The following is a 23144-nucleotide window of genomic DNA, read 5'->3' on the forward strand; positions in this document are numbered from 1 at the left end:
CCGGCCGCGGAAGGCCTGCGGAAGCTCTGGTCGGCGATGCGCTCCTTTGCAAGACCCCGCCGCCCGCTCGATATTCAGCCCACCTCACGTCGGGGTACTCCGGGAAAACGACGCTCCCTCACCTTTCGCCGTTTAACTGGAAACGCTCCCTCACGAGACGTGAGAGAGCGTTGCCCGAATTGTCGCCAGACGTGAGAGAGCGTCTGCCGTCCGCCCGCCAAAAGTGCGGGAGCGTCCGCCGTCCGCCCGCCAAAAGTGCGGGAGCGTCCGCCGTCCGCCCGCCAAACGTGAGGGAGCTTCCGCTGTCCACGCGCCAAAGGTGAGGGAGCGTCAGAGCCGGTACCGGAGTTTTGCAAAGGAGCGCATCGCCGACCAGAGACGCTGCAGGCCGCCCGCGGCCGGAAGCGTCGTCGGGAGGTGTCTAAGCGACGGCAAAGCTCCGGTACCGGCGGACCCAACCACGACTAGGGTGACGGCAAACCGAACCGCCATCCGAAGCGAAGGTTACTTGGCGGCGCGCTGGCGGGAGATCTCGTAGAGCGAGATGCCGACGGCCATGGAGGCGTTGAGCGATTCCATGGCGGAGTCGATCGGGATGGAGACGATCTGGTCGCAGTTTTCGCGGACCAGGCGGCTGAGGCCCTTGCCTTCGGAACCGACGACGATGCAGACCGGCTCGGTGGCCAGGGCGAGGTCGGGCAGCGAGACGTCGCCGTCGCCGTCGAGCCCCAGAACATAGATGCCCATGTTCTTGAACGCCTTCAGCGTGTTGTTCAGGTTGGCCGCGCGTGCCACGGGGACGCGGACGGCGGCGCCGGCGCTGGTCTTCCAGGCCGAGGCGGTGACGCCGACGGAGCGGCGCTCCGGGACGATGACGCCGTGGCCGCTGAACGCCGAGACGGAGCGGATGATCGCGCCAAGGTTGCGCGGGTCGGTGATGCCGTCGAGCGCGACGAAGAGCGGCGCGTTGGCGACATGGCCCTTCTTCCAGGCATCGATGGTCTCTTCCGCGAGCTCGTAGGCGTCCTGGTACTCGTACGGCGGGATCTGCAGCACGAGGCCCTGGTGGATGGCGTCGTCCGTCATCCGGTCCAGTTCCGGCTTGCCGGTCTCGAGCAGCGGGATGCCGCGCTCGGCCGCGAGCTTGAGGGACTCCTTGACGCGGTCGTCCATCTCGATGCGGATGGCAACGTGCAGGGCCTTGGCCGGGATGCCGGCGCGCAGGGCCTCGACGACGGAGTTGCGTCCGGTGACGACTTCCTCGGTGGCGCGGCCCTTGGGGCCGGAGCGGGCACCGGCGTTGCGCGGGGCACCCGGGCGCTTGGCGGCGGAGCGTTCCGAGAGCTGCTTGTTCTTGTGGGCCTTGTGGTACGGGCGGTCCTCCGCCTTGGGCGTCGGCCCCTTGCCCTCGAGAGCCTTGCGGCCGTGGCCGCCGGTTCCGACGGTGGGGCCCTTCTTCAGTTTGACCGAGCGGCGACCGTTGTTGGCCATGAGTTTCACCCTTTTAACTACGCGATTTGTTGATAAGTCTGAACTCCAGTCTACTGACTCGACTTAAATCCTCGACCGCGGGGGTTGGCGGTGCCCTGGTTCAGCGCCGGGAACGGCCCCGGATCAGCCGCGTTTGAGGGCCCAGTTTGCGCCGTCGGGGCCGTCCTCGACGACGACGCCGGCGGCGGCGAGGGTATCGCGGATGGCGTCCGAGGCGGCCCAGTCCTTGCTGGCGCGGGCCTGTGCCCTGGCCGAGAGCTGCGCCTCAACGAGGACGCCAAGGGCGGTGTTGCCCTGTTCGTCCACGGCCGGCGCCGCGGTGTCATTGAGACCAAGGACACGCAGCATGTCGGTGACACTGGCGAGTGCCTCCCGGGCGGCGTCGAGCTCTCCGGCAGTCAGCGCGGTGTTGCCCGCCCGGACGGTGTCGTGCAGGACCGCGAGGGCCTGCGGGACGTTGAGGTCGTCATCCATCGCTGCGGCAAAGGCGTCGGGGACGGTGCCGTAGCTGGCGAAGCTGACGCTGACGGGGGTGCCGCCGTCGACGCCGGCGAGGGTCCGGAGGGCGCGGCTGATGAAGCCATCGATGCGCTCCATGGCTGCTGCAGCTTCCTGCAGGGACGTCGGCTGGTAGTCCAGCACCGAGCGGTACTGCGCCTGGCCGAGGTAGTACCGGACCACGCGCGGCGGCGCGAGTTCCAGCATATCGGCCGGGCTGACCGTGTTGCCGATGGACTTGGACATCTTTTCGCCGGCGTAGGTGACCATGCCGTTGTGCATCCAGAAGTTGGCGAAGCCGTGGCCCGCGGCCTGGGACTGGGCCATCTCGTTTTCGTGGTGCGGGAACCTCAGGTCCAGCCCGCCGCCGTGGATGTCGAACTCGGTGCCGAGGTACTTGGTGACCATCGCGGAGCATTCGAGGTGCCAGCCCGGACGGCCGGCGCCCCACGGCGAGGCCCAGCTGGCCGTCGTCGGCTCCCCGTCCTTGTGGCCCTTCCAGAGGGCGAAGTCGCGCGGGTCCTTCTTCCCCCGGGGGTCGGCATCGGGAGCCCCCTGCATGTCGTCGAGTTTTTGGCGCGTCAGCGTGCCGTACTTGGCCCAGGAGCGCACGTCGAAGTACACGTCACCGGAGCCGTCGAGGGCCGGGTAGGCGTGGCCGCGGTCGATCAGCTGCTGGATGAGGGCGTGCATTTCCGGGATGTGGCCGGTGGCGCGCGGCTCATAGGTGGGGCGGGAGACGCCCAGGGTGTCGTACGCCTTGAGGAATTCCTGCTCGTAGCGGTAGGCCAGCGCCCACCACTCCTCCTCGCGGACGGAGCCCGGCTCGTCCTCAAAGTCCGGGGCGAAGGAATCCGCGGACTTGGCGAGGATCTTGTCGTCGATGTCGGTGACGTTGCGGACCGAGGTGACGCGGAATCCGCGGTACTGCAGCCAGCGGGTGAGCTGGTCGAAGGCGATGGCGGAGCGGATGTGCCCGACGTGCGGCATGCCCTGCACCGTGGCGCCGCAGTAGTAGAGGCTCACTTTGCCCGGAACCAGGGGGACGAAGTCGCGGACTTCGGCGGATGCAGTGTCATAGAAGCGCAGGGTCACCGCTCCAGATTAGCCGATGGCGTTCGCGCCCCGGGGTCCGGACCGCGCCGGGCTCCTACTTGCAGTACTCGCCGATCTTGTTCATCTGTTCCGCGAGCTGTTTGGTCTGTTCATCGCTTTTGGCGCCGAGGGACGAACCGGAGACGTCCTTCATGACGTCGGCCATCTTCTGGATGGGGGCCGCCACCTCGGGAGCCACCTTGTCCGCGACCTCCTGGTAATGCTTGGAGATTTGTTCCGCCTGCTGCTGCTGGTTGCCGGTGGGAACGAAGGTGTCCTTGTTGAGGAACGCGCAGCTGTCCGGGATGCTCATCTTCGGCGTTCCGGCGCAGCCGGTCAGCAGCAGTCCGGCCACAAGTACGACGGCGGGCAGCAGCTTTTTCACGGGGAGTCTCCTGGTGTTGTGCGGAAAGGATCTGCACTCAAGCCTAGGCGACGGGCTCCGAAGACGCCGAGCCGGCCGGGTAGACCAGTGCCGTGGCCGTGGCCGCGATGCCTTCGCCGCGGCCGGTGAAGCCCAGGCCGTCGCTGGTGGTGGCCGAGACACTCACGGGAGCTCCAGCGGCCTCGCTCAGGACCCGCTGGGATTCCTCCCGGCGGGGGCCGAACTTGGGCCTGTTCGCCACGAACTGCACGGCGATGTTCCCGATCTCGAAGCCCGCCGCGCGGACGATCCGCGCGGCCTCGGCCAGCAGGGTCACGCCGGAGGCCCCGGCATACTCCGGGCGGTCGGTGCCGAAATGCGTTCCGAGGTCCCCGACGCCGCAGGCTGAGAACAGGGCGTCGGCTGCGGCGTGGGCGACGGGGTCGCCGTCGGAGTGGCCGGACAGTCCGCGCTCCCCGTCCCAGAGCAACCCGCCGAGCCAGAGTGGCTGGGGCGCGTCCGCGGGGGCGTAGGCATGGACGTCGATGCCGATGCCGGTCCGCGGGATGACGGGCAGCGGGGCGTTCTGGGGTCCGGACATGGTCAGCCTTCCACCCAGCGGACACCCAGCGGACCTTCGAGGAGACCCTCGGCAATGATCAGGTCCAGCGGCGTGGTGATCTTCAGCGACTGGCTGGCGCCGCGGACCGCGTGGACGGGGACGCCGAGGAGCTCGACCAGCATGGCGTCGTCCGTGACGGCGGCCGCCTGGCCGTCATCGAAGGAGGCCGCGGCCTCGTGGGCGCGCCGGAGGGTGGCCAGGTCGAAGCCTTGCGGGGTCTGTACCGCCCGCAGGGTCTCCCGGGCCGCGGTGCCGGTGACAAGCTCGGGGGCGATCGCGGCGCCGTCGCCGGTGGTCGGTTCCACTGTCTTGACGGTGTCCACGACGGGGATGGCCGGGATGACGGCCAGGGCGCCGGCCGCGAGTGCGTGGGACACCCGGTGGAAGACGGCCTCGGGCGTCAGTGCGCGGGCGGCGTCGTGGACCAGGACTGCTTCCGTGGCCGGCAGGAGGGCTGCCAACGCGGCACGGACTGACTCGGCGCGGGTGGCGCCGCCGTCGACAATGGTCACGATGGGGGGTTGACCGGCGCCCCCGGTGCCAGGCGTGCCCGGGTGTTCGGCTTTGAGGGCCTGGGCGAAGTCGTCGCAGAGCGCGAGCAGCTCCTGGTCGCCGGGCGGAATGGCGACGCAGATCTGTTGCGCGATGCCGGCCGCCGCGACGCCGCGCAGGGCGTGGGTGAGGATGGTGTCGCCGCCCAGGGGAACCTTGGCTTTGGGCATCCCGTAGCCCAGGCGCTGGCCGGAGCCGGCAGCCACGACGATGACCGCGGTGACGGGGTTTCTCGGTGCAGAGTCCATGCGCACAAGACTACGTCCCCGCGCCGAGGAACATCCCGTTGAGCTGTCAGGTCTGGTGCTTCCGGGGCGCTCGGCGGGACCACAAGTGACAGAGCAACCCGGGGGCGGCCGAAAGAGGGCAAGAAGAAACCCCGGCAGCTGTTAAGCCACCGGGGTTCGATTCTTGTCTTTCGACTGTTGCTTAGGAAGCCAGGACCTCGTCGAGAACGCTTGCAGCCTTCTCTTCATCAGTCTTCTCAGCCAGTGCCAGTTCTGAAATCAGAATCTGGCGGGCCTTGGCCAGCATGCGCTTCTCTCCTGCGGAGAGACCCCGATCGTGATCGCGGCGCCACAGGTCGCGGACGACCTCTGCCACCTTGATGACGTCACCGGAAGCAAGCTTCTCCAGGTTTGCCTTGTATCGACGTGACCAGTTGGTGGGCTCTTCAGTGAACTCGGCCCGCAGCACTTCAAACACGTGCTCCAGACCTTCTTTGCCCACTACGTCCCGGACCCCAACCAGGTCAACGTTTTCTGCTGGAACTTCAATGGTCAGATCACCCTGAGCCACCTTGAGCTTGAGATACATCTTCTCTTCGCCCTTGACAGTGCGCATCTTGATTTCTTCAATTTTTGCTGCACCGTGGTGAGGGTAAACTACTGTCTCGCCGACCTCAAAAACCATGTGGACATTCCCCTTTCCCGCAGACCAGTTTATCACGTTTAAGGCATACGTCTGCCATGGAACGCACCCAAGAACCGCATGAATACGGGGAAAATGGCCTAAACGGCCCCTCCAGACCCCTTGACGAAAGCGGATATTAGTGCATTGCCCTCCCTTTGCCAAGGGCGCGCTGCTTCCCCGCGAGAGGCCCTCCCGACGCCGGATCCGGCGGCAATGTGCACGGTTATGTGTAAGGCCCGAATCATCGTTTGGCGTCGATTGCCGATAGGCTATGGCTGAAGAATGTTCCAAGACTCTCAAGGAGTGCGTGACGTGGGTTTCACTGCGATGAACCGGGGCCAGCGCGGCAAGCTGGCAATGGCAACGGCTGCACTGGCCATCGGCCTGCTGTCCGTAACAGGCTGCGGCTACATCAACCCCCAGCAGACCACCGAGCATTACGCTGCTTCGGACGGAACACAGGCCAACGTTGGCCCGCTGCAGCTCCGCAACATGATGATCATCTCCGACGGCGAGGACAAGCCCGGCCGTGTGATCGGTGCTGTCTACAACTCGTCCTCCGAGGATGTGACGCTGACCATCGTCGGCGCCGCCGGCTCCCAGACCCGGGTCCCGGTCAAGCAGAACTCCTACACGCTGCTCAACGACTCCACGGACGAGGCCATCCTGAGCACCACCGGCGGCGCTCCCGGATCCCTCGTCGAGGTCAGCATCACCGAGGACGGCACCAACCAGAACGCCAAGTTCAAGGTTCCGGTACTGGACGGGACGATCTCCGACTACAAGCAGTACCTGCCGGCAGGCAGCGAGCCCACAGGCTCGGCCACGCCGACGTCGACCCCGTCGCCGACGAGCAGCGCAAACCACTAGCTTCCACACAAAAGGAGGGGCACCCGGTTCGGGTGCCCCTCCTTTTGTCTGTGTCGTCATTGTTGGTGCCGGCGTGGGCCGGCTGTGTGCCGCCGGCCGGTTGCAGGTCCTCCCGGTTTAGGGGTCGAACTTGTAGCCCAGGCCGCGGACCGTGATCAGGTGCCGGGGCGCAGAGGGGTCCGGTTCGACCTTGCTGCGCAGCCGTTTGACGTGGACGTCCAGGGTCTTGGTGTCCCCCACATAGTCCGATCCCCAGACGCGGTCGATCAGCTGCCCGCGGGTCAGGACCCGGCCGGAGTTCCGGAGCAGCATTTCCAGCAGCTCGAATTCCTTCAGCGGAAGCGAGACCGGTTCGCCGCCGACAGTGACCACATGCCGCTCAATGTCCATCCGGACCGGGCCCGCCTGCACGGTGCTGGACACCAGTTCCTCGGGCTCGCCCTGGCGGCGCAGCACCGCCCGGACGCGGGCCACCAGTTCCCGGGATGAGTAGGGCTTGGTGACGTAGTCGTCGGCGCCGAGTTCCAGCCCCACGACCTTGTCGATCTCCGCGTCCTTCGCCGTCAACATGATGACCGGGACGGACGACCGCTGCCGCAGTTGCCGGCAGACCTCGGTGCCCGACTGCCCGGGCAGCTGCAGGTCCAGCAGCACCAGGTCGGCGCCGTTGCGGTCGAATTCGGTGATGGCGTCAATTCCGTTGTCCACCACCTCCACCTCGAACCCTTCCTTGCCCAACAGATAGGACAAAGGGTCGCTGAACGACTCTTCGTCCTCGACAACTAGAATCCTGCTCAAGCGGTAGCTCCTTGCTCATGGGCGCCAGCGGCGTCATGTCGTATGGGTCGTTGGTTCTGGGACAGGCTCTGCTCCGCTAGAGGGGCGGACGAGCGGGCCGCCGGGCCGCGCGCCTCGGCAACGCCGTCGTCCTGGCCTTCCAGCTCCGGAAGCCGGATGGTGAAGGTGGAGCCCTGGCCGGGCTGTGACCAGAGGGTCACCTCGCCGCCGTGGTTGGCGACCACGTGCTTGACGATGCTCAGGCCGAGACCGGTGCCGCCGGTATGGCGGGACCGTGCGGCGTCCACGCGGTAGAAGCGTTCAAAGACGCGTTCCTGGTCCTCCGGGCTGAGCCCTCCGCCCTGGTCCGTCACGGACACGGCCACGAGGCCGTCCTTGGACCGGATGCCGATCCCGACGCGGGTGTTTTCCGGGGAGTAGCGGATGGCGTTGTCGATCAGGTTGCGCAGCGCCGTCACCAGCTGGTCCTGGTCGCCGTAGACCATGGCGTCCGCATGCCCGCCGACGACGAGGTCGATGGCTTTGCTTTCCGCCGGCAGCTGGGACCGGTCCACCGCCTCGGTGACGACAGTATTGATGTCCACCGCCCGTCCCTGCTGCGCGACGTTGGCGCCCTGCAGCCGGGAGAGTTCGATGATGTCCTGCACCAGGGCGGCCAGCCGGGCGGACTCCTTGTGGGTGCGTTTGGCGAAGCGGCGCACGGCCTCCGGGTCGTCCGCAGAGGACTCAAGCGCCTCCGCCAGCAGCGAGATAGCCCCGACCGGGGTTTTCAGTTCGTGGGAGACGTTGGCAACGAAGTCGTTCCGGACTTCCTCGGTGCGGGTGACCTCGGTCCGGTCGTCGGCGAGCAGGAGGATGTATTCCTCCGCGATCACGGCCGCCCGCACCTGGACCACGATGGTGCCCTGGCCCAGCGGACCACGCGGCAGTTCGAGGAGCCGTTCGAGGATGACGCCGTCACGCCGCACCTTGGCCGTCATCTCCAGCAGCTGCTGGTGGACGAGGGTGTGGCCGCGCACCAGGCCGTAGGCGTAGGCGGCTGGGCTGGCCCGGACGACGCCGTCGATCGCGTCCACCACCACGAAGGCTCTCCCGACGGCGGCGAGCACCTCGGCGGCTCCGTCGGGAAGGGAGGGATCCTCGAACTCCACGTCGACGAGTTTGCGCTGTTGCTCGCTGACCCGGAACGCGAGCACGCCGAAGACGCCAAGCGACAGGCCGATCAGGCCGGCGATCACGCCGATGAGCATTGGATCCACGGCTCCAGCTTATGCTCTGGCCTGCGTCAGAAACTGAAATCTCCCGCTATTCGCGCTTCGGTTCAGCTAACGTTCACCTATTGGGGCGTAACAGTTCACCGGACGCTGGAACACTTGACAGTTGGAGCGCCGAGAGGTGACCGAAATGGGCCCGCCACTGCTGGTGGCTGGCAGTATTTCCGAGGAAAGGACGCACACGTGCGCAAGGTTTTTCAGGAAGAGCTCGCCCAAGTGGGGGAACAGCTCGTCGAAATCTCGAAGCTGGTCAGTGAGGCCATCGGGAAAGCTACGACTGCCTTCGAGGGCGCGGACATCGATCTGGCCGAGGATGTCATCGCGGCCGACGCGCGGATCGACTTCCTGCAGAATAGCCTGGACGAGCGTGCTATCGACATCCTCGCCCTGCAGGGTCCCGTGGCCAGCGATCTGCGGATGATCGTGGGCTCCCTCCGGATGAGCGCATCGCTGGAGCGGATGGGCGACCTCGCCCGCCATCTCGCCCAGCTCGCGCGCCTCCGCTACCCCGCAACCGTGGTTCCGGCCCAGCTGCACGAGACCTTCAAGAGCTTCGCCGCGTACGACCTGCTGATCGCCGAGAAGCTCACCGTGCTGCTGGAAACCCGGGATCTTGCAGTGGCCCGGGACATCATGAAGGCCAACACCGCAGTGAACGACCTGCACCTGAGCGTGTTCCAGGCGATCGCCCGCAGCGACTGGCAGGAATCCCCCGCCACGACCGTCGACGTCGCACTGGCCAGCCGCTACTTCGAGCGCTTCGCGGACCACGGCGTCTCCGTCGCGCAGAAGGTCACCTACCTGGTCACCGGCGCCTGGCAGCCGAACGGCATCGAGCACAGCTAGGCGCAAACTATCCGGCCCTGAGTGCCGGTCCATAAGAACGTACGACGCCGGCCGGTCACCTTGGGGGGGGTGACCGGCCGGCGTCGCTAATTCCGGGTGGAGGCGGGTTACTTCTTGCCCTGGTTCGCGACGGCCAGGATGGCCTCGGCCGCGGCCTCGGGATCGAGGTAGGTGCCGCCGGGATTCAACGGCTTGAAGTTCTCATCCAGGTCGTAGACCAGCGGGATGCCGGTGGGGATGTTCAGCCCGGCGATGGCTTCGTCGCTGATGCCGTCGAGGTGCTTGACGAGGGCGCGCAACGAGTTGCCGTGGGCCGTGACCAGGACGGTCTTGCCGGCCTTGAGGTCTTCCTTGATGTCCGATTCCCAGTAAGGCAGCAGGCGGACCAGTACGTCCTTGAGGCATTCGGTGCGGGGCAGCGCGTCGCCGAGGTCCGCGTAGCGCGGATCGTGGGCCTGGGAGAACTCGGAGTCGTCGGCCAGGGGTGGCGGCGGGGTGTCGTAGGACCGGCGCCAGGTCATGAACTGCTCTTCGCCGTATTCGGCGAGGGTCTGGGCCTTGTCCTTGCCCTGCAGGGCGCCGTAGTGGCGCTCGTTGAGCCGCCAGTCGCGCTTGACCGGGATCCAGCCGCGGTCGGCCTTGTCGAGGGTCATGTTGGCGGTGTTGATGGCCCGCTTCAGCAGCGACGTGTACAGGATGTCCGGGAGGATGTTGTTCTCCACGAGAAGCTCGCCGCCGCGGATCGCCTCGGCCCGGCCCTGGTCGTTGAGGTCAACGTCCACCCAGCCGGTGAACAGGTTCTTGGCGTTCCATTCGCTGTGGCCGTGGCGCAGCAGAATCAGCTTATAAGTCATGGTTTTTATCCTAGCCGAGCGGTCCCGGACGGTGCCGTGCGTTACATCACGGTGCCCCGACCGCAACGCGGGGTCACTCCGCGCCGATGGCGGGACGCCGGATGGGCCGGAGCTGACCCCGCGTCGGAGGATGCATTGGAGGATAGGGTGGGCTGGTGGTGCAGAAGGCTGAGCGGGTGGCGCCCCCGCATACCCACGTAGTGGACAAACGCGGCATGGAAAAACGCAGCGGGGCAACAGGCGGCGTGGCGAAAAGCGGACCCCGCGCCGGCAGGCCGGTGGGCAACATTACCCGCGGCACCACCAACCCAAACCGGATGCGGCGGCTGGACCGCTGGCTGACCGGGCCGCAGGCCTGGCGGCTGCGCGCGGCGGCCGATCCCCTGGTGGTGGACCTGGGCTACGGCGCGTCGCCGGCCACCGCCGTCGAACTCTTTGAACGGCTGTCCGTGGTCCGGCCCGATGTGCGGGTGGTCGGCGTTGAAATCGAGCCCGAGCGGGTCCGGCTGGCCAAGGAACTGGAACGTCCCGGACTGAGCTTCCAGCTGGGCGGTTTCGAACTGCCGGTGGCCGGCCGTCCCGTCCTGGTGCGGGCGTTCAATGTGCTGCGGCAGTACGAGGAAGCCGACGTCGCGGCGATCTGGCGGCTGGTGCAGGGCCGGCTGGCGCCGGGCGGGCTGTTCATTGACGGCACGTGCGACGAGATCGGCCGCCGGGTGACGTGGGTGGCGCTGGACGCCGAGCGGCCGCTGAGCCTGAGCCTGTCCATGCGGTTCGGCAGTTTTGCGTTGCCGTCAGACGTGGCCGAACGGCTGCCGAAGGCACTTATCCACCGGAACATCCCGGGCGAGAACATCCACGCCTTCCTGCAAGCCATGGACAGGGCCTGGCTGGAGGCGGCGCCGCTGGCCTCCTTCGGGAACCGGCAGCGCTGGACGGCCATGTGCCGGGCACTGCGCGACGGCGGCTGGCCGGTCCTGGACGGCCCGTCCCGGTGGCGGCTGGGCGAACTGACGGTCAGCTGGGACGCGGTCGCGCCGGGGTAAGGTGCCGGCTTATCCGGAAATGGTCACCAGGGGCCGTAGGGGCCCATGTTGCGGCTCCCGCCGCGGCCGGCGTCTTTGACGGCCGGCCGGACGTCGGCGAGGTAGACGGACGCTGCCGTCACGGCGACGAGGCCGAACAGTCCCAGCGGGCCCAGGAGGCCTCCGCCTCCGCCGCCCAGGAGGGACAGCAGGCCAACGGCCATGGCGCCGCCGGTGACGGCCAGCCAGAACGTCTTGGTGCGCTTGGACACGGCTTCGAAGGCGTTTGCCTTGTGCCGCAGGCAGTCAAAGAACGCCCACACCTCGAGGGCGAGGGCTACGAGGGCCAGGAGAAAATAGATCCCTGTTTCGACATAGTAAATAAGCGCTCTTCCGTCCATCCCCCCAGCCTAACTGCCCAACGCGGCCAGGGCCTGCTCCAAATCGGCCCAAAGGTCCTCGACGTTTTCGATCCCGACGCTCATCCGGACCAGGTTGTCCGGCACACTGGCCGGTTCGGCGGCGTGGCGGCGCCGCCTTTCGATCAACGACTCCACGCCGCCCAGGGAGGTGGCAGGCAGCCACAGCTTCAGGGCCCGGATCATCCGGTCCGCCGCGTCGGCCCCGCTGAGGCTGACCGTGCCGGTGCCGCCGCCGTCGTTTCCGCTGCTGGCGACGGGGGCCATTTCAATGCACAGCACCGAGCCGAAACCCTTCATCTGGCTTTTCGCCCGCTCGTGGCCGGGGTCCGAGGGGAGGCCCGGGAACCGGATGCTGCCTACCCGCGGGTGCCCGCTCAGCCGCTCGGCCAGCACCGCCGCCGAGGCCTGCGACCGTTCGACCCGAAGGGCCAGGGTGCGCAGTCCGCGCAGCGCCAGCCAGGCCTCGAAGGGTCCCGCGATGCCGCCGTGGATGGTGCGGTGGTGCAGCAGCGAGGCGCGGAGTCCGGCGTCGGACGTCACCAGGGCGCCCAGCACGACGTCGGAGTGGCCGGAGAGGTACTTCGTCACCGAATGCAGGACGACGTCGGAACCCAGCGCCAGCGGCTGCTGCACCAGAGGAGTGGAGAAGGTGTTGTCGGTGACGACGACGGCGCCGGCCGCGTGCGCGGCGGCCGTCAGCGCACGGATGTCCGCGACGCCCAGCATCGGGTTGGTGGGACTTTCCAGCCAGAGCATGCTGGCGGGCCGCCCGTCCGCCGGAGCGAGCTGCGCCAGGACCGCGTCGGTGTCCGCAATGTCCACCGTCCGCAGCTCCAGGAAGCCTTTCTCGGCAAGTTCCGTGGCCATCACCAGGGAACCTGCGTAGCTGTGGGACGGCATGACCAGGACTCCCCCGGCGGGAACCAGGGAAAGGGCCGAACTGACGGCGGCGAGACCGGAGGAGTAGAGCAGGCCCGGGAGCGTGGCGCCTTCGAGCTGGCTGAGGGCTTCCTCGAACGGGTCCCAGGTGGGGTTGGAATACCGCCCGTAGCCGCGGTCGCCGTCGCCCAGCGGTCCCGTGCCGAAGTAGGTCGAGGAGAGCACCAGCGGAGGGTTGACCGGCGCATCGCGTTCACGCGGCGGCCGGCCCGCCGCCACAACGACTGTTTCTGCGGAGAGCGCGGCTGCCTGTTCTTCGGAAAGACTCATGGTCACAGGGTACTTCGGCGCCCGGCAGGGCACCCAAGGCGTTACGTCGGGGCACGTTCCTGTCAGGGATTGTCGGTAGGCTAGAAGGGTGACCACCCAGAACCCCGGACTGTTTATTGCCTTCGAAGGCGGCGACGGCGCAGGCAAGTCCACGCAGGCAGCCGAGCTGGCCGCGGCCCTCGAGTCGCGCGGCCTCACAGTGCGGCGGACCCGGGAGCCGGGCGGCACCCCGATCGGCGAGAAGCTGCGCTCCCTGGTCCTGGACCACGGCCACGGCCACATCGACGCGCACACCGAAGCCCTGATCTTCGCGGCGTCCCGCGCCGCCCACGCCAGCCAGGTCATCCGCCCCGCCCTCGAACGCGGCGAGATTGTCCTCACCGACCGCTACATCGACTCCTCGGTCGCCTACCAGGGCGCCGGCCGCGACCTCGGCACCGACGCCGTCCGGGACATCAACCACTGGGCCACCTCCGGTCTGCAGCCGGACCTTACCGTGCTGCTCGACGTCGACCCCGAAGTCGGCCGCCGCCGCCGCACGGCGGGCGACGCGGCCGAGGACCGGCTGGAATCAGAGGCCGACGAATTCCACGCCAGAATCCGGACCGCATTCCTCAATCTCGCCGCCGCCCGGCCCGAGCAGTACCTCGTCCTCCCAGCTCACCTCCCGGTCGTTCAGCTGGCCGCCCGGATCCTCGAGCGGGTGGAATCCCTGCTGCCCCTTCACCGCGGGGTGAAATCTTGAGCGTCTGGGACGACCTCCAGGGCCAGCCCGCCGTCGTCGATCAATTGCGGCAGGCGGCCCAGGGTGAGGGCCTGACCCATGCCTGGCTTTTCACCGGCCCGCCGGGGTCCGGCCGGTCCAACGCGGCGAAGGCCTTTGCTGCCGCGTTGAACTGCGACCAGGACGACGTCCGCCTGCGCGGCTGCGGCGAATGCGCGGCGTGCCTGACGATCGTGGGCGAGACCCACTCCGATGTGGCTTTTGTGCGCACCGAAAAGGTCACCATCACCATTGATGAGGCCCGCGACCTGGTCTCCACTGCCGGGAACCGGCCCTCCTCGGCGCGCTGGCGCATCATCGTGGTGGAGGACGCGGACCGGATGGCGGAACGCACCACCAATGTGCTGCTCAAGGCGATCGAGGAACCGACCCCCCGGACCATCTGGATGCTCTGCGCACCCTCCCCGGCCGACGTCCTGGTCACCATCCGCTCCCGCTGCCGCCCGGTAGCGTTGCGGCTTCCGCCCGCGGCCGACGTCGCGGCCCTGCTGGTCAAGCGCGACGGCATCGACCCGGCCGTCGCCGAACGAGCTGCCCGGGCCGCGCAAAGCCATGTCGGGATCGCCCGCCGCCTGGCCCGCGATCCCGAAGCCCGCGAGCGGCGGCTCGAAACAGTACGGTTCCCCCTGGGCCTGCGGGGCGTCACCGCCGCGGTGCTGATGGCCGACAAACTCGTCAAGATCGCCACCGAGGAAGCCAACAGCTCCAACGATGAGCGCGACGCCGCCGAGAAAGCCGCCTTGCTCGCCACCCTCGGAGCGCCCGAAACCGACACGCTGCCGCCGGCCATGCGCGGCCAGGTCAAGCAGCTCGAGGACGATCAGAAGCGCCGCGCCAAGCGTTCGGTGACTGACTCCCTCGACCGCACGCTGACTGACCTGCTGTCTTTCTACCGGGATGTGCTCATCATCCAGATGGGGAACGCCGTGGAACTGGTCAACGTTGAACTCAGGAGCGAACTCGTTGAGTTTGCCCGCCACTCCTCCGCAGAAACCACCCTTGCCCGCATGGATGCCATCAACAAGGCCCGCAAACGGATCACGACCTCCAACGTGGCCCCGCTGCTGACCATCGAGTCCATGGCCGCCAGCCTCATCTGAGAAACCATCCCGTGACCCCCTCCCCGGTGAACCGCCCCTCAGCCCCGCCCCGTCCGCCCGCCCGGCGGGAAGAGGCAGCCCCTCCGCTCCGATCCTCCAAGGAGAACCGTATGAAGTCTGCACGAGCAGTGTCTGCAAGATCCCGATCCGTAACGATCGGCCTGCGGGCAGCCGGTGCCATGGTCCTGGCCCTGGTGCTCTCCTCGTGCACCCTCTTCGGTGGGGACAGCGGGGCGAAGAGCGCCAGCACACCGAATCCTGAGATCGCCGACGCCGCACCCGCAGAGCTCCGCAGCTACTACACGCAGCAGGTCGAGTGGGTCCCGTGCGAGTCAGACTTCACGTGCGCCAAGATCAAGGTCCCGCTGGACTACAGCAAACCGGACGGCGACAGCATCGAACTCGCGGCGCTCAAACTGTCCACCAAGGGCAACAGTAAGAAGGGCAGCCTGCTGGTCAACCCCGGCGGCCCCGGCGGCTCCGGCTATGACTTCGTCCGCGACGCCGGCTCCACCAACATCTCGGAAAAGGTCCGCTCCAACTACGACATCGTCGGTTTCGATCCGCGCGGCGTGAATCGCTCCGCCCCGGTCACGTGCCTCACCGACCAGGAGCGCGACGCCTCCCGGGCGAAGGCCTATGCCCTTGACACGGACGCCGGGCTGGCCGCTGCCCTCGCGGACAACAAAGCCATCGCCGCGAAGTGCGCGGAAAAGACCGGCCCCGTGCTCGGCCACATCGACACTGCCAGCGCGGCAAAGGATCTCGACATTCTGCGCGGCGTGCTGAATGACAGCAAACTCAACTACCTCGGCTACTCCTACGGCACCTTCCTCGGCTCCACCTACGCCTCGCTGTTCCCGGACAACGTTGGCCGGATGGTCCTCGACGGCGCGATGGATCCGTCGCTGAGCTACGAGGAGCTGACTAGCGGACAGGCGAAGGCATTCGAGAAGGCCATCATGGCCTACGTAACGCATTGCCTCGACAACAGCGGCTGCCCGCTCAGCGGCACCCCGGAGGAAGCCGTCGGCCAGATCCAGGAAGTCATCAAGGCCGTGGAGGCGGACCCGAGGTCCGCGAAGGACGGGCGGATAGTCAACGCCTCCATGTTCGTCAGCGGCTTCATCCTGCCGTTCTACAACGATGACAACTGGCCCTTGCTGACGCAGGCCTTGGGCAGCGCGCTCAAGGGTGACGTGTCGCCGATGCTCCGGCTCGCCGACTTCGGCGCGGACCGGGAGCCGAACGGCAAGTACACCGCGAATTCGACCTTTGCCTTCGGCGCCATCAACTGCCTGGACTACCCCATGGTGACGGATCCGGCCGGGATGCGCGCGGATGAGCAGAAACTCCGCCAGGCCTCCCCCACTCTTGGCTACTACTTCGCCTACGGTGGCACCAACTGCAAGGACTGGCCGTACCAAAGCGTCCGGACCCCGGCACCGGCAAACTACACGGGTTCCACCGATATCGTCGTCATCGGCACGACGGGCGACCCGGCCACCCCGGTGGAATGGGCCGGCGAGCTGCGCAAGCAGCTGGGAACAGCCGCGCTGCTGACGTGGAAGGGCGAGGGCCACACGGCCTACGGCCGCTCCAACGACTGCATCGGCAATGCCGTGGACAGTTACCTGGTGGACGGCAAAACCCCGGCTGACAACACCGTCTGCTGAGGCGTCCGCCACTCATTTTGACCCGGGCCGGAGGACTCAACTACAGTTATCTCTGGCATGAATCGCCCGGGTCATCCGGACATTCCATGCGGTTGCTTCCTTAGCTCAGTTGGTAGAGCGTCTCACTCGTAATGAGAAGGTCGCCAGTTCGATTCTGGCAGGAAGCTCAGATCTCCAAGGAACGGCCCCGGCGTAATCGTCGGGGCCGTTCCTTTTTGCCCGGTTTGGGCCCGTGGCTGCGGTCCGGGGGCACTTTGACACGGACACGCCGCGAACGCCCGGCCCGAGGGCTGAAATCGTGGCCAAAGTCGCCCCGGACGGCGAGCTGTAGTGTCCGGAGCTTCCTTCGATGCGGGGTTGGCAGGGCCGGGCAGCAGCAGGAAAGCCGCGCCAGGACCGGGCCCAACACTCCCGCGTCAACCCGCTGCGGAGGCTCCCCACCGCGGCGATTTCGGCTGGCGCCCGGCCGGTCTGGCGCCAACGCTCCCCGCCAGGGTCCCCGCCCGGCGCTCTCCGCGCCCCTACGATGGATCGGGTGAAGACCACAAAAGGGGCCAGCTACACCATCATGGCCGCGCTGATGCTGGCATCCGCGCCCCTGATCCTCGCATTGCCGGCGACCGGCGCCCCCTGCGGCCCCGTCGGAGGAATCGTGCCGGGGCTGATCTGCCCGCAGCCCACCGACCGTCCGGATCCCACGGCAACTCCTGTCCCGACAGCAAGCGCCACCGGGGCGCCGGTCTCCCCCAAGGCCCCGCCCGGAACGGCACCGGCGCCGCGCCTCCCGGCAGTTCCTGCTCCAACGGGCACCCAGGCCGCAGCGCCCACCGCCGGCCCCGGCACCCCACCGCCGGCCGGCGATCCGGCTGCCACAGCCTCCCCCTCCGATCACAGCACGGCCACCCCGGCTCCGACGGTGACAGCCCCGTCAGCCCCCGCCCCTTCCGAGACTGCGCGTTCCCTGGCTGCAGAGTCGCCGGCCTCAGGGGATCTGGATGGCCGCAGCGTCGCCGGCGCACTCCTGCTGGCGCTCGGCGGCCTGCTGGTCATCGCCTGGGTTTTCCTGGACATCCGAACGTCCGCCTGACAGCAAGCCCGCCTCCCGGGGCCCTTGTCCTGCCGTGCTTCGTCCGCGAGCCTTGGGAAATGAACCGGCCCCACCAAAGTTCCTCAGCCCGCGGGCGGGCCACACGGACTGCACCTGCCAAGGCGCACCGGCGCGTGCTGTGGGGCCCGGTGATCGGGCTGGGACTTGTCAGCCTGGCCGCCGACGTCGTCTCCGACGGCGCCCGGCCGCTGGCTGGTCCCCTGCTCGCCCAGCTGGGTGCCTCCGCGCTGGTGGTCGGTCTGGTGACGGGCGCCGCCGAGGCTGCGGCGCAGGGACTCCGGCTGGTGTTCGGACCCTGGGCCGACCGCACCCGCAAATACTGGACGTTCACGCTTGCCGGCTATGCCCTCACCGCGGTCTGTGTGCCCCTGCTCGCCGTCGCACCTCTGGCCGGAACGTCCGGGCTGGTTCTGGCTTCCGTCCTGATCATCGGGGACCGGATCGGAAAAGCTGTCCGCAGCCCGGCCAAGACGGTGCTGCTGGCCGCGGTCGCCAAACCGGTCGGCCGGGGTCGCGGCTTCGCAGTCCACAAGTCCCTCGACCTGGTCGGTGCCCTGCTCGGGCCACTCCTGGTCGCCGCGATCCTCACGGCCACCGGGAACCTCTCGGCCGCGTTCGCGGTGCTGTCCATTCCTGCGGCGGCGGCCATGTTCCTGCTGTTCTGGCTGCGCCGCCGCATCCCCGATCCCGGCACCAGCCTGCCGGCGGCGGCCCCGGCCAGCCAAACTCGGGAAACCGCCGTCGATCCGGCCGCCCCGCACGTGGCAGGCCGTCCGGCGTCGTTGTTCACCGGAAGCTTTGTCCTGTTCGCTGCCGCCGCGTTTTGCTGGAGCGCCGGCCTGGTTGCGTTCGGTGTCATCTCCTTCCACCTCACGACGGCGGCGGCCGTTCCGGTGTCCGTGGTCGCGCTGTTTTACGCGGCGGCGATGGCGGCGGGTGCCGTGGGCGCCCTTGCCAGCGGCGTCCTCTACGACCGGTCCGGGGCTTGGGTGCTCCTGTCGATTCCCGTGCTGACCGCCGCGGTGCCGGTGCTGGCTCTGTCTCCGGCGGCCGGGCTGGCGGTCACCGGGGTCCTCGCCTGGGGCATCGCACTGGGCATCCAGGACTCGACCGTCAAGGCACTGCTCGCGGACCTGGTGCCGGCACACCGCCAGGGAGCGGCGTACGGCGTCTTCGCTGCGTTTCAAGGGGCCGGGGCTCTGGCAGGTGGCGTCTTGTATGGCGCCCTCTATGAAAACCGCCCGCTGTTGATCGCGTCGGTGGCGGTCCTGCAGTTGCTGGCGGTCGTGGTGCTGGTTGCTGCCCTGCGCGGGAGACAGCGGGCCTGACAGACGTCTTTGCTGATCGGCACGGCCATGGGAACCGTGCTAACGGGCCCAGACCGAGGCAGCGCCGGAATGGCCCGTGATGATGCTCTGGTAGATGAAGAAGGCCCCGGCCACCGCCGCGAGAACCAGGAGGGTCATCCGGACGGCGGGGTTTGTCCGCAGGCGGCCCAGGAAGGAGAAGTGCCGGCCAATGGGGTCATAGCCCGCGATCAGCGCAGCGGCGACCACCACGAAGAAGACCACGGACACGGCCTTGAGCACGTCCCCTTGCTCCGCATGTTCCCGGATCAGGGCGGACGCGGGGCGGGTCTCCTCCAACTGCTCCCCTGCCTGTGCCGTGAGCAGGGACAGGGGAACCAGGCCCAGGGACAGCACCCCCAGCGGCCAGGCCAGCTGACCACGCCAGCGGGGCACCGCGGCAAACACGATGGCGGCCAGTCCGGCGATCGGCGCCAGCACCACAACGGCATGGATGAGCAGGATGTGGGCCGGGAGCCCGGCAATTTCGATCATGATTGCCTTTCCTCTCCGAGAAAGGTCCGGTGGCGGCGGCGTTGCCTGGGCCAGGCTTCTATGATTCTTGCATGGGAGAGCAGGGGCTGGCGGAAGTTGCGGCACAGCTCTATGCCCTGCCGTTCGACGATTTCGTCGCCGCGCGGACTGCCGCCGCCAAAGGCGCGGCAGCCGCGAACGAGCGGCGGTCCCTCGCCGCTGAAGTGCGCTCCCTCCCCAAACCGTCCGTCGCCGCGTGGACGGTAAACATGCTTGCCGCCCGCCGCCCGGAGGCCCTCCGCGAACTCGCCGGGCTGGGGCAGTCGATGCGGGCCGCGCAGTCCTCCCTCGACGCCCCGGAACTCCGCCGGCTCGGCCAGGAACGACGCCAGCTGCTGAGCGGCGCGGTGAAGGCGGCACAGGAAGTCGCCGGAGAGCTGGGCCGGAAGATCAGTGCGGCGATCGCGGCGGAAGTGGAAGCAACGCTGCGTGCGGCGACAGCCGACGCGGGGGCCGCAGCTGCCGTGCAGTCCGGCCGCCTCCTCCGGGCGCTGTCGGCCGACGGCGTCGACGTCGTGGATCTTTCGGGTGCGGTTGCGCTGCCCGGCCTCGTGGTTCCGGCAACTCCTGGTCCCGCGCCCGGCTCATCCGGGGCGGTACCGCCCGGAACCACGCGCCCGAAAGAAGCTGAGCAGCCCCGCCTGCGGGCCGTCCGCCCCGAACCCCGGAGAACCACTCCCTCCGCCCTGGAACGGGCACGGACACTGCACAGGGACGCCGAAGAGGACGCCGGCGCGGCCGCGGGGAAAGCCCGACAGAGTGACGAGGAGCTCGCCTCGCTGACTGCCCTGACTGCGGAACTCTCCGACTCGGTACGCAGGCTGCGCGAGCAGCTGGCCCAGCGCGAACAGGAACTCAAAGCCGCCGGGAAACGGCGTGAACTGGCCGTTGCCGAAGCCCAGCAGGCAGCACGGGCGGCGGACAGGGCGAGGCGCGCCGCGGACCGTGCCAGGGAACGGGTGCTGCGGCTTGGCAACACGCCGGACCCATGAGCACATAGTGTCGGAGGCCGGTTGCACACTTAATTCATGGAAACCAAGCAGTACTTTGAAGTCACGTATCTGGACACGGACTGCGGCCGCATCCGCGCCGAGGCCTTCGATGACGTTGCGGATGCCGAACGGTTCGCCAGCCGCCAGTCCGCCGACGAGCACGGCTGGGCCATCATCGACGCGGTGCCGGTGCGGGAAAACCGGCAGGCGGCCTAGCCGGATCCACGATTTTCACCAGTCAGGAAAAAGGCCCCCACCCTGGCGGGTGAGGGCCCTGCTCCGGCTAAGCGGGTGGCTTAGGCGAAGTCGGAGACTGCCGGGTCCGGGCCGATGCGGCCCGCGCCCTCGGCCGAGTTGTCCAGGCCGTTGATGGCCTGCACATCGGTCTCGTCCAGGGTGACATCCAGCGCCGCGTAGTTCTCGCGGATGCGGGATTCGGTCACGGACTTGGGGATGACAACGTTACCGATGGCCAGGTGCCAGGCGATGACCACCTGCGCCGGGGTGGCGCCGTGCTTTGCCGCGATCTGGCCGATGACGGCGCTCTCCAGCAGGTCGCCGCCCTGGCCCAGCGGTGACCAGGCCTGGGTGAGGATGCCCTTGGAGGCGTTGAACTCGCGCAGCTCGGCCTGGTTGAAGAAGGGGTGGAGTTCGACCTGGTTGATGGCCGGCACGACGCCGGTCTCGTCAATGAGGCGCTGCAGGCCCTCCTTGGTGAAGTTGGAAACGCCAATGGTCTTGACGCGGCCCTGCTTCTGCAGCTCGATGAGGGCCTTCCAGGTGTCCACGTACTTGTCCTGCTTGGGCTGCATCCAGTGGATCAGGTACAGGTCCAGCGTTTCCAGGCCCAGGCGCTCCATGGATTCTTCGAAGGCCTTCAGCGTGGACTCGTAACCCTGGTCGGCGTTCCACAGCTTGGTGGTGATGAAGATGTCCTCGGGCGTGAGGCCGGATCGCTCGATCGCACGACCGACCCCTGCCTCGTTGCCGTAGATCTTGGCGGTGTCGATGTGGCGGAACCCGGCTTCGAACGCCTGGGCCACCACCTTCTCGGCGACGTCGTCTTCAACCTGCCACACTCCGTAGCCAAGCTGGGGAATGGTGTTGCCGTCATTGAAAGTCAGTACCGGTGAGAAAGTCATCCAGCCATCCTGCCAACGCCAGCCCCGGACCGCCAGCGCAAAGGGCGCAGCTAAGCTAGGCGCTTAACCGGGAATTTCGGCCGGGAGGCAGCAACAGCGCGGACGCATCAGCCCGCCGCGGCCGCCTCGGCAAGCCGGCGTTCGGCGTCGTTGACCTGCTCCAGCACCGATGCGGCGCGGCGGCGGACCGACTCCGCACCGGCCGGGACGGGACCGACGGCGAGGCGGAGCATCGCCGCTGCTTCGGCCGTCGTCGCCAGGGAATTACCGGCCGTGGACAGGGCGCGGTGGACGCCGGCCAGTGTCCCCGGGATATCGAGTCCATCGCTGGGCGCGCGGCGCTGCGCCTCCACGCAGACCTGCCGGACCCGCCCGGAGAGTGCGGACAGCTCATTGGCGATCTCCAGGAGCTCGCCATAGAGGGCTTCGTCCTCAACGCCCTCAAGGACCTGGTGGTAGCGGTCGAGGCCACGGGTGAAGCGGTCGTTCGCCCGCCGCCAGAGGCCCTTGCCGAGTTCGGCGTCGTCTTTCCGCCCCTGCCGGGCGGTGCTGAAGAATCCCAAGGGTGCCCTACAGGTACTGGCCGGGGCCGTGGTCCGGGTCCGCGGGTACGGGCGCCTGCGAGGGATCCTCGCCGGGCCTGCGCGCAGCGGCCCGCTGGGGCTCGCCGTTCTCGCCAATAATGACGCCCGGGGCGATCACCGTTCCGGGCGGCAGCTGGCGGAGCTGGGCCTGCGCGACGGCGTGGTCCCGCGCCGCATGCTGGGCTGCGAGTGCGGTCTGGATGCCGTGGAAGAGGCCCTCCAGCCAGCCGACCAGCTGGGCCTGGGCGATTCTCAGCTCAGCGTCCGACGGCGTTCCGTCCGCGGGGAAGGGCAGGGTGATCCGCTCCAGCTCCTCGACCAGTTCCGGCGCAAGACCGTCTTCGAGTTCTTTGATGGAGCGTTTGTGAATGCCGGCCAGCCGCACCCGCGCCGCGTCGTCAAGCGGTGCGGACTTAACTTCGTCCAGGAGCTGCTTCATCATCGTGCCGATCCGCATCACTTTCGCGGGTTCGTCTACGAGATCCTGGAGCTGGCTCGGTTTGGGCCGCGCGGGCACCGCGGGCCGGCCAGGGTGTCCTGATCCCCGTGGCTGGTCGGGCTGCCCGGGCTGTTCCGGCTGCCGGGGCTGGTCACGCTCCTGTGACGTCGGTCCGTCGTCGCCCGCCGGCCGGGGGTGGAAAGTGGCGCCTTCGATGGGGGCGTCGTCGGCGGGATGAGTGTCGTGCGGATCGCTCATGGCTTCATACTCTCACGAGCCCGGAGCCGCGCCGGCGCCCCGCCCCGGACGGCACTCTTCGGCGCATCATGTGGCGCAACAAGGGCCCGGGCAAGGTCCAGGCAAACAGCCCAACACACAGCAGAGGGCGGCAACGCTGATCGGCCGGAACCGGTCAGCAGCACCGGCCCTGCGGGTTGGCGTCCTGGCGGTCCGTCTGGTCCCGCCAGAACTCCCGCTCGGTCATCGGCGGCGAGCCGTGACCGGCTTCGGCGTGGTGCGCCAGGTACTTCGCGTACGCGTCCGCACCCATCACGCCGCCCAGGTACCGGGAGAATCCCCGGAAGCCCGCAACTATTGCGTTCATGTC

At 68.1% G+C, this 23144-nt stretch carries 26 protein-coding genes and 1 tRNA gene; 11 read left to right on the forward strand and 16 right to left on the reverse strand.

What is annotated here, in order from left to right; all coding sequences use genetic code 11:
• Window positions 1–504: 504 nt before the first annotated feature.
• The 6 genes from rlmB to AB4Y67_RS16180 all read right to left on the reverse strand — a co-directional run bounded on the left by rlmB (window position 505) and on the right by AB4Y67_RS16180 (window position 5534).
• A complete protein-coding gene (gene rlmB, locus AB4Y67_RS16155; protein ID WP_441406779.1) occupies window positions 505–1491 on the reverse strand; it encodes a 23S rRNA (guanosine(2251)-2'-O)-methyltransferase RlmB in 987 nt (328 codons plus the stop codon).
• A gap of 123 nt (window positions 1492–1614) precedes the next feature.
• Window positions 1615–3084 (reverse strand): cysteine--tRNA ligase, encoded by a 1470-nt coding sequence (gene cysS, locus AB4Y67_RS16160; RefSeq protein ID WP_441406780.1) that lies wholly within the window; start codon window positions 3082–3084, stop codon window positions 1615–1617.
• A gap of 55 nt (window positions 3085–3139) precedes the next feature.
• Window positions 3140–3469 (reverse strand): hypothetical protein, encoded by a 330-nt coding sequence (locus AB4Y67_RS16165; protein WP_441406781.1) that lies wholly within the window; start codon window positions 3467–3469, stop codon window positions 3140–3142.
• Between the two features lie 43 nt (window positions 3470–3512).
• Window positions 3513–4049 (reverse strand): 2-C-methyl-D-erythritol 2,4-cyclodiphosphate synthase, encoded by a 537-nt coding sequence (ispF, locus tag AB4Y67_RS16170; protein WP_441406782.1) that lies wholly within the window; start codon window positions 4047–4049, stop codon window positions 3513–3515.
• A 2-nt stretch (window positions 4050–4051) separates the two neighbouring features.
• Window positions 4052–4870 carry a 2-C-methyl-D-erythritol 4-phosphate cytidylyltransferase gene (gene ispD, locus AB4Y67_RS16175; protein ID WP_441406783.1) on the reverse strand — a complete coding sequence of 273 codons (819 nt, stop codon included), beginning with the start codon at window positions 4868–4870 and terminating at the stop codon, window positions 4052–4054.
• A gap of 181 nt (window positions 4871–5051) precedes the next feature.
• Window positions 5052–5534, reverse strand: coding sequence for a CarD family transcriptional regulator (locus AB4Y67_RS16180; protein WP_024367191.1), 483 nt, complete (start codon window positions 5532–5534; stop codon window positions 5052–5054).
• Window positions 5535–5861: 327 nt separating this feature from the next.
• On the opposite strand from AB4Y67_RS16180, the gene AB4Y67_RS16185 reads away from it, so the two are divergent.
• The gene (locus AB4Y67_RS16185; protein ID WP_441406806.1) at window positions 5862–6404 is read left to right on the forward strand and encodes a hypothetical protein; all 543 of its coding nucleotides are present in this window, start codon (window positions 5862–5864) and stop codon (window positions 6402–6404) included.
• A 117-nt stretch (window positions 6405–6521) separates the two neighbouring features.
• On the opposite strand, the gene AB4Y67_RS16190 is transcribed toward AB4Y67_RS16185, so the two are convergent.
• Together AB4Y67_RS16190 and AB4Y67_RS16195 are read right to left on the reverse strand one after the other, a co-directional pair.
• A complete protein-coding gene (locus AB4Y67_RS16190) occupies window positions 6522–7202 on the reverse strand; it encodes a winged helix-turn-helix domain-containing protein (RefSeq protein WP_441406784.1) in 681 nt (226 codons plus the stop codon).
• The gene (locus AB4Y67_RS16195) at window positions 7199–8452 is read right to left on the reverse strand and encodes a sensor histidine kinase (RefSeq protein WP_441406807.1); all 1254 of its coding nucleotides are present in this window, start codon (window positions 8450–8452) and stop codon (window positions 7199–7201) included. Before AB4Y67_RS16195 ends, AB4Y67_RS16190 begins: the two co-directional genes overlap by 4 nt.
• Before the next feature lie 207 nt (window positions 8453–8659).
• Here AB4Y67_RS16195 and phoU point away from each other — a divergent pair, with 207 nt between their 5' ends.
• Complete coding sequence (phoU, locus tag AB4Y67_RS16200) at window positions 8660–9322, forward strand: phosphate signaling complex protein PhoU (RefSeq protein WP_441406785.1); 663 nt, start codon at window positions 8660–8662, stop codon at window positions 9320–9322.
• Window positions 9323–9429: 107 nt separating this feature from the next.
• Here the strand turns inward: phoU and AB4Y67_RS16205 are convergent, their stop codons facing one another.
• Window positions 9430–10176, reverse strand: a complete 747-nt coding sequence (locus AB4Y67_RS16205; protein WP_441406786.1) for a phosphoglyceromutase — start codon at window positions 10174–10176, stop codon at window positions 9430–9432.
• A gap of 215 nt (window positions 10177–10391) precedes the next feature.
• Here AB4Y67_RS16205 and AB4Y67_RS16210 point away from each other — a divergent pair, with 215 nt between their 5' ends.
• Window positions 10392–11222 carry a class I SAM-dependent methyltransferase gene (locus AB4Y67_RS16210; RefSeq protein WP_441406808.1) on the forward strand — a complete coding sequence of 277 codons (831 nt, stop codon included), beginning with the start codon at window positions 10392–10394 and terminating at the stop codon, window positions 11220–11222.
• Between the two features lie 23 nt (window positions 11223–11245).
• Here AB4Y67_RS16210 and AB4Y67_RS16215 read toward each other — a convergent pair whose 3' ends face one another.
• The gene (locus tag AB4Y67_RS16215) at window positions 11246–11602 is read right to left on the reverse strand and encodes a DUF2516 family protein (protein ID WP_346927364.1); all 357 of its coding nucleotides are present in this window, start codon (window positions 11600–11602) and stop codon (window positions 11246–11248) included.
• A 9-nt stretch (window positions 11603–11611) separates the two neighbouring features.
• The gene (locus tag AB4Y67_RS16220) at window positions 11612–12832 is read right to left on the reverse strand and encodes a trans-sulfuration enzyme family protein (RefSeq protein WP_441406787.1); all 1221 of its coding nucleotides are present in this window, start codon (window positions 12830–12832) and stop codon (window positions 11612–11614) included.
• 88 nt (window positions 12833–12920) lie between these two features.
• Between AB4Y67_RS16220 and tmk the strand changes: the two genes are divergently transcribed.
• From tmk to AB4Y67_RS16250, 6 genes are all read left to right on the forward strand, one after another.
• Window positions 12921–13577 carry a dTMP kinase gene (gene tmk, locus AB4Y67_RS16225; protein WP_441406788.1) on the forward strand — a complete coding sequence of 219 codons (657 nt, stop codon included), beginning with the start codon at window positions 12921–12923 and terminating at the stop codon, window positions 13575–13577.
• The gene (locus tag AB4Y67_RS16230; protein WP_441406789.1) at window positions 13574–14716 is read left to right on the forward strand and encodes a DNA polymerase III subunit delta'; all 1143 of its coding nucleotides are present in this window, start codon (window positions 13574–13576) and stop codon (window positions 14714–14716) included. The genes tmk and AB4Y67_RS16230 overlap by 4 nt, the downstream gene beginning before the upstream one ends.
• A gap of 110 nt (window positions 14717–14826) precedes the next feature.
• A complete protein-coding gene (locus AB4Y67_RS16235; protein WP_441406790.1) occupies window positions 14827–16392 on the forward strand; it encodes an alpha/beta hydrolase in 1566 nt (521 codons plus the stop codon).
• A 94-nt stretch (window positions 16393–16486) separates the two neighbouring features.
• Window positions 16487–16559, forward strand: a tRNA-Thr gene (locus AB4Y67_RS16240).
• Window positions 16560–16927: 368 nt separating this feature from the next.
• The gene (locus AB4Y67_RS16245) at window positions 16928–17479 is read left to right on the forward strand and encodes a hypothetical protein (RefSeq protein WP_441406791.1); all 552 of its coding nucleotides are present in this window, start codon (window positions 16928–16930) and stop codon (window positions 17477–17479) included.
• Window positions 17480–17613: 134 nt separating this feature from the next.
• Window positions 17614–18828 carry an MFS transporter gene (locus AB4Y67_RS16250; RefSeq protein ID WP_441406792.1) on the forward strand — a complete coding sequence of 405 codons (1215 nt, stop codon included), beginning with the start codon at window positions 17614–17616 and terminating at the stop codon, window positions 18826–18828.
• A 39-nt stretch (window positions 18829–18867) separates the two neighbouring features.
• Here the strand turns inward: AB4Y67_RS16250 and AB4Y67_RS16255 are convergent, their stop codons facing one another.
• Window positions 18868–19341: a hypothetical protein gene (locus tag AB4Y67_RS16255; RefSeq protein WP_441406793.1), complete on the reverse strand. Its 474-nt coding sequence runs from the start codon at window positions 19339–19341 to the stop codon at window positions 18868–18870.
• Window positions 19342–19412: 71 nt separating this feature from the next.
• Between AB4Y67_RS16255 and AB4Y67_RS16260 the strand changes: the two genes are divergently transcribed.
• Both AB4Y67_RS16260 and AB4Y67_RS16265 read left to right on the forward strand, forming a co-directional pair.
• Window positions 19413–20372 (forward strand): hypothetical protein, encoded by a 960-nt coding sequence (locus tag AB4Y67_RS16260; protein WP_441406794.1) that lies wholly within the window; start codon window positions 19413–19415, stop codon window positions 20370–20372.
• 36 nt (window positions 20373–20408) lie between these two features.
• A complete protein-coding gene (locus AB4Y67_RS16265) occupies window positions 20409–20588 on the forward strand; it encodes a hypothetical protein (RefSeq protein ID WP_441406795.1) in 180 nt (59 codons plus the stop codon).
• A gap of 80 nt (window positions 20589–20668) precedes the next feature.
• On the opposite strand, the gene AB4Y67_RS16270 is transcribed toward AB4Y67_RS16265, so the two are convergent.
• The 4 genes from AB4Y67_RS16270 to AB4Y67_RS16285 all read right to left on the reverse strand — a co-directional run bounded on the left by AB4Y67_RS16270 (window position 20669) and on the right by AB4Y67_RS16285 (window position 23141).
• Window positions 20669–21514: an aldo/keto reductase gene (locus tag AB4Y67_RS16270; RefSeq protein ID WP_441406796.1), complete on the reverse strand. Its 846-nt coding sequence runs from the start codon at window positions 21512–21514 to the stop codon at window positions 20669–20671.
• A gap of 107 nt (window positions 21515–21621) precedes the next feature.
• The gene (locus AB4Y67_RS16275; protein ID WP_441406797.1) at window positions 21622–22077 is read right to left on the reverse strand and encodes a hypothetical protein; all 456 of its coding nucleotides are present in this window, start codon (window positions 22075–22077) and stop codon (window positions 21622–21624) included.
• A 7-nt stretch (window positions 22078–22084) separates the two neighbouring features.
• Window positions 22085–22795, reverse strand: coding sequence for a proteasome activator (locus AB4Y67_RS16280; RefSeq protein WP_441406798.1), 711 nt, complete (start codon window positions 22793–22795; stop codon window positions 22085–22087).
• Window positions 22796–22949: 154 nt separating this feature from the next.
• The gene (locus AB4Y67_RS16285; RefSeq protein WP_441406799.1) at window positions 22950–23141 is read right to left on the reverse strand and encodes a YbdD/YjiX family protein; all 192 of its coding nucleotides are present in this window, start codon (window positions 23139–23141) and stop codon (window positions 22950–22952) included.
• Between the last annotated feature and the right edge of the window lie 3 nt (window positions 23142–23144).

The sequence above is a fragment of the Arthrobacter sp. YAF17 genome, from assembly GCF_052113365.1.
Taxonomy (GTDB): domain Bacteria; phylum Actinomycetota; class Actinomycetes; order Actinomycetales; family Micrococcaceae; genus Arthrobacter.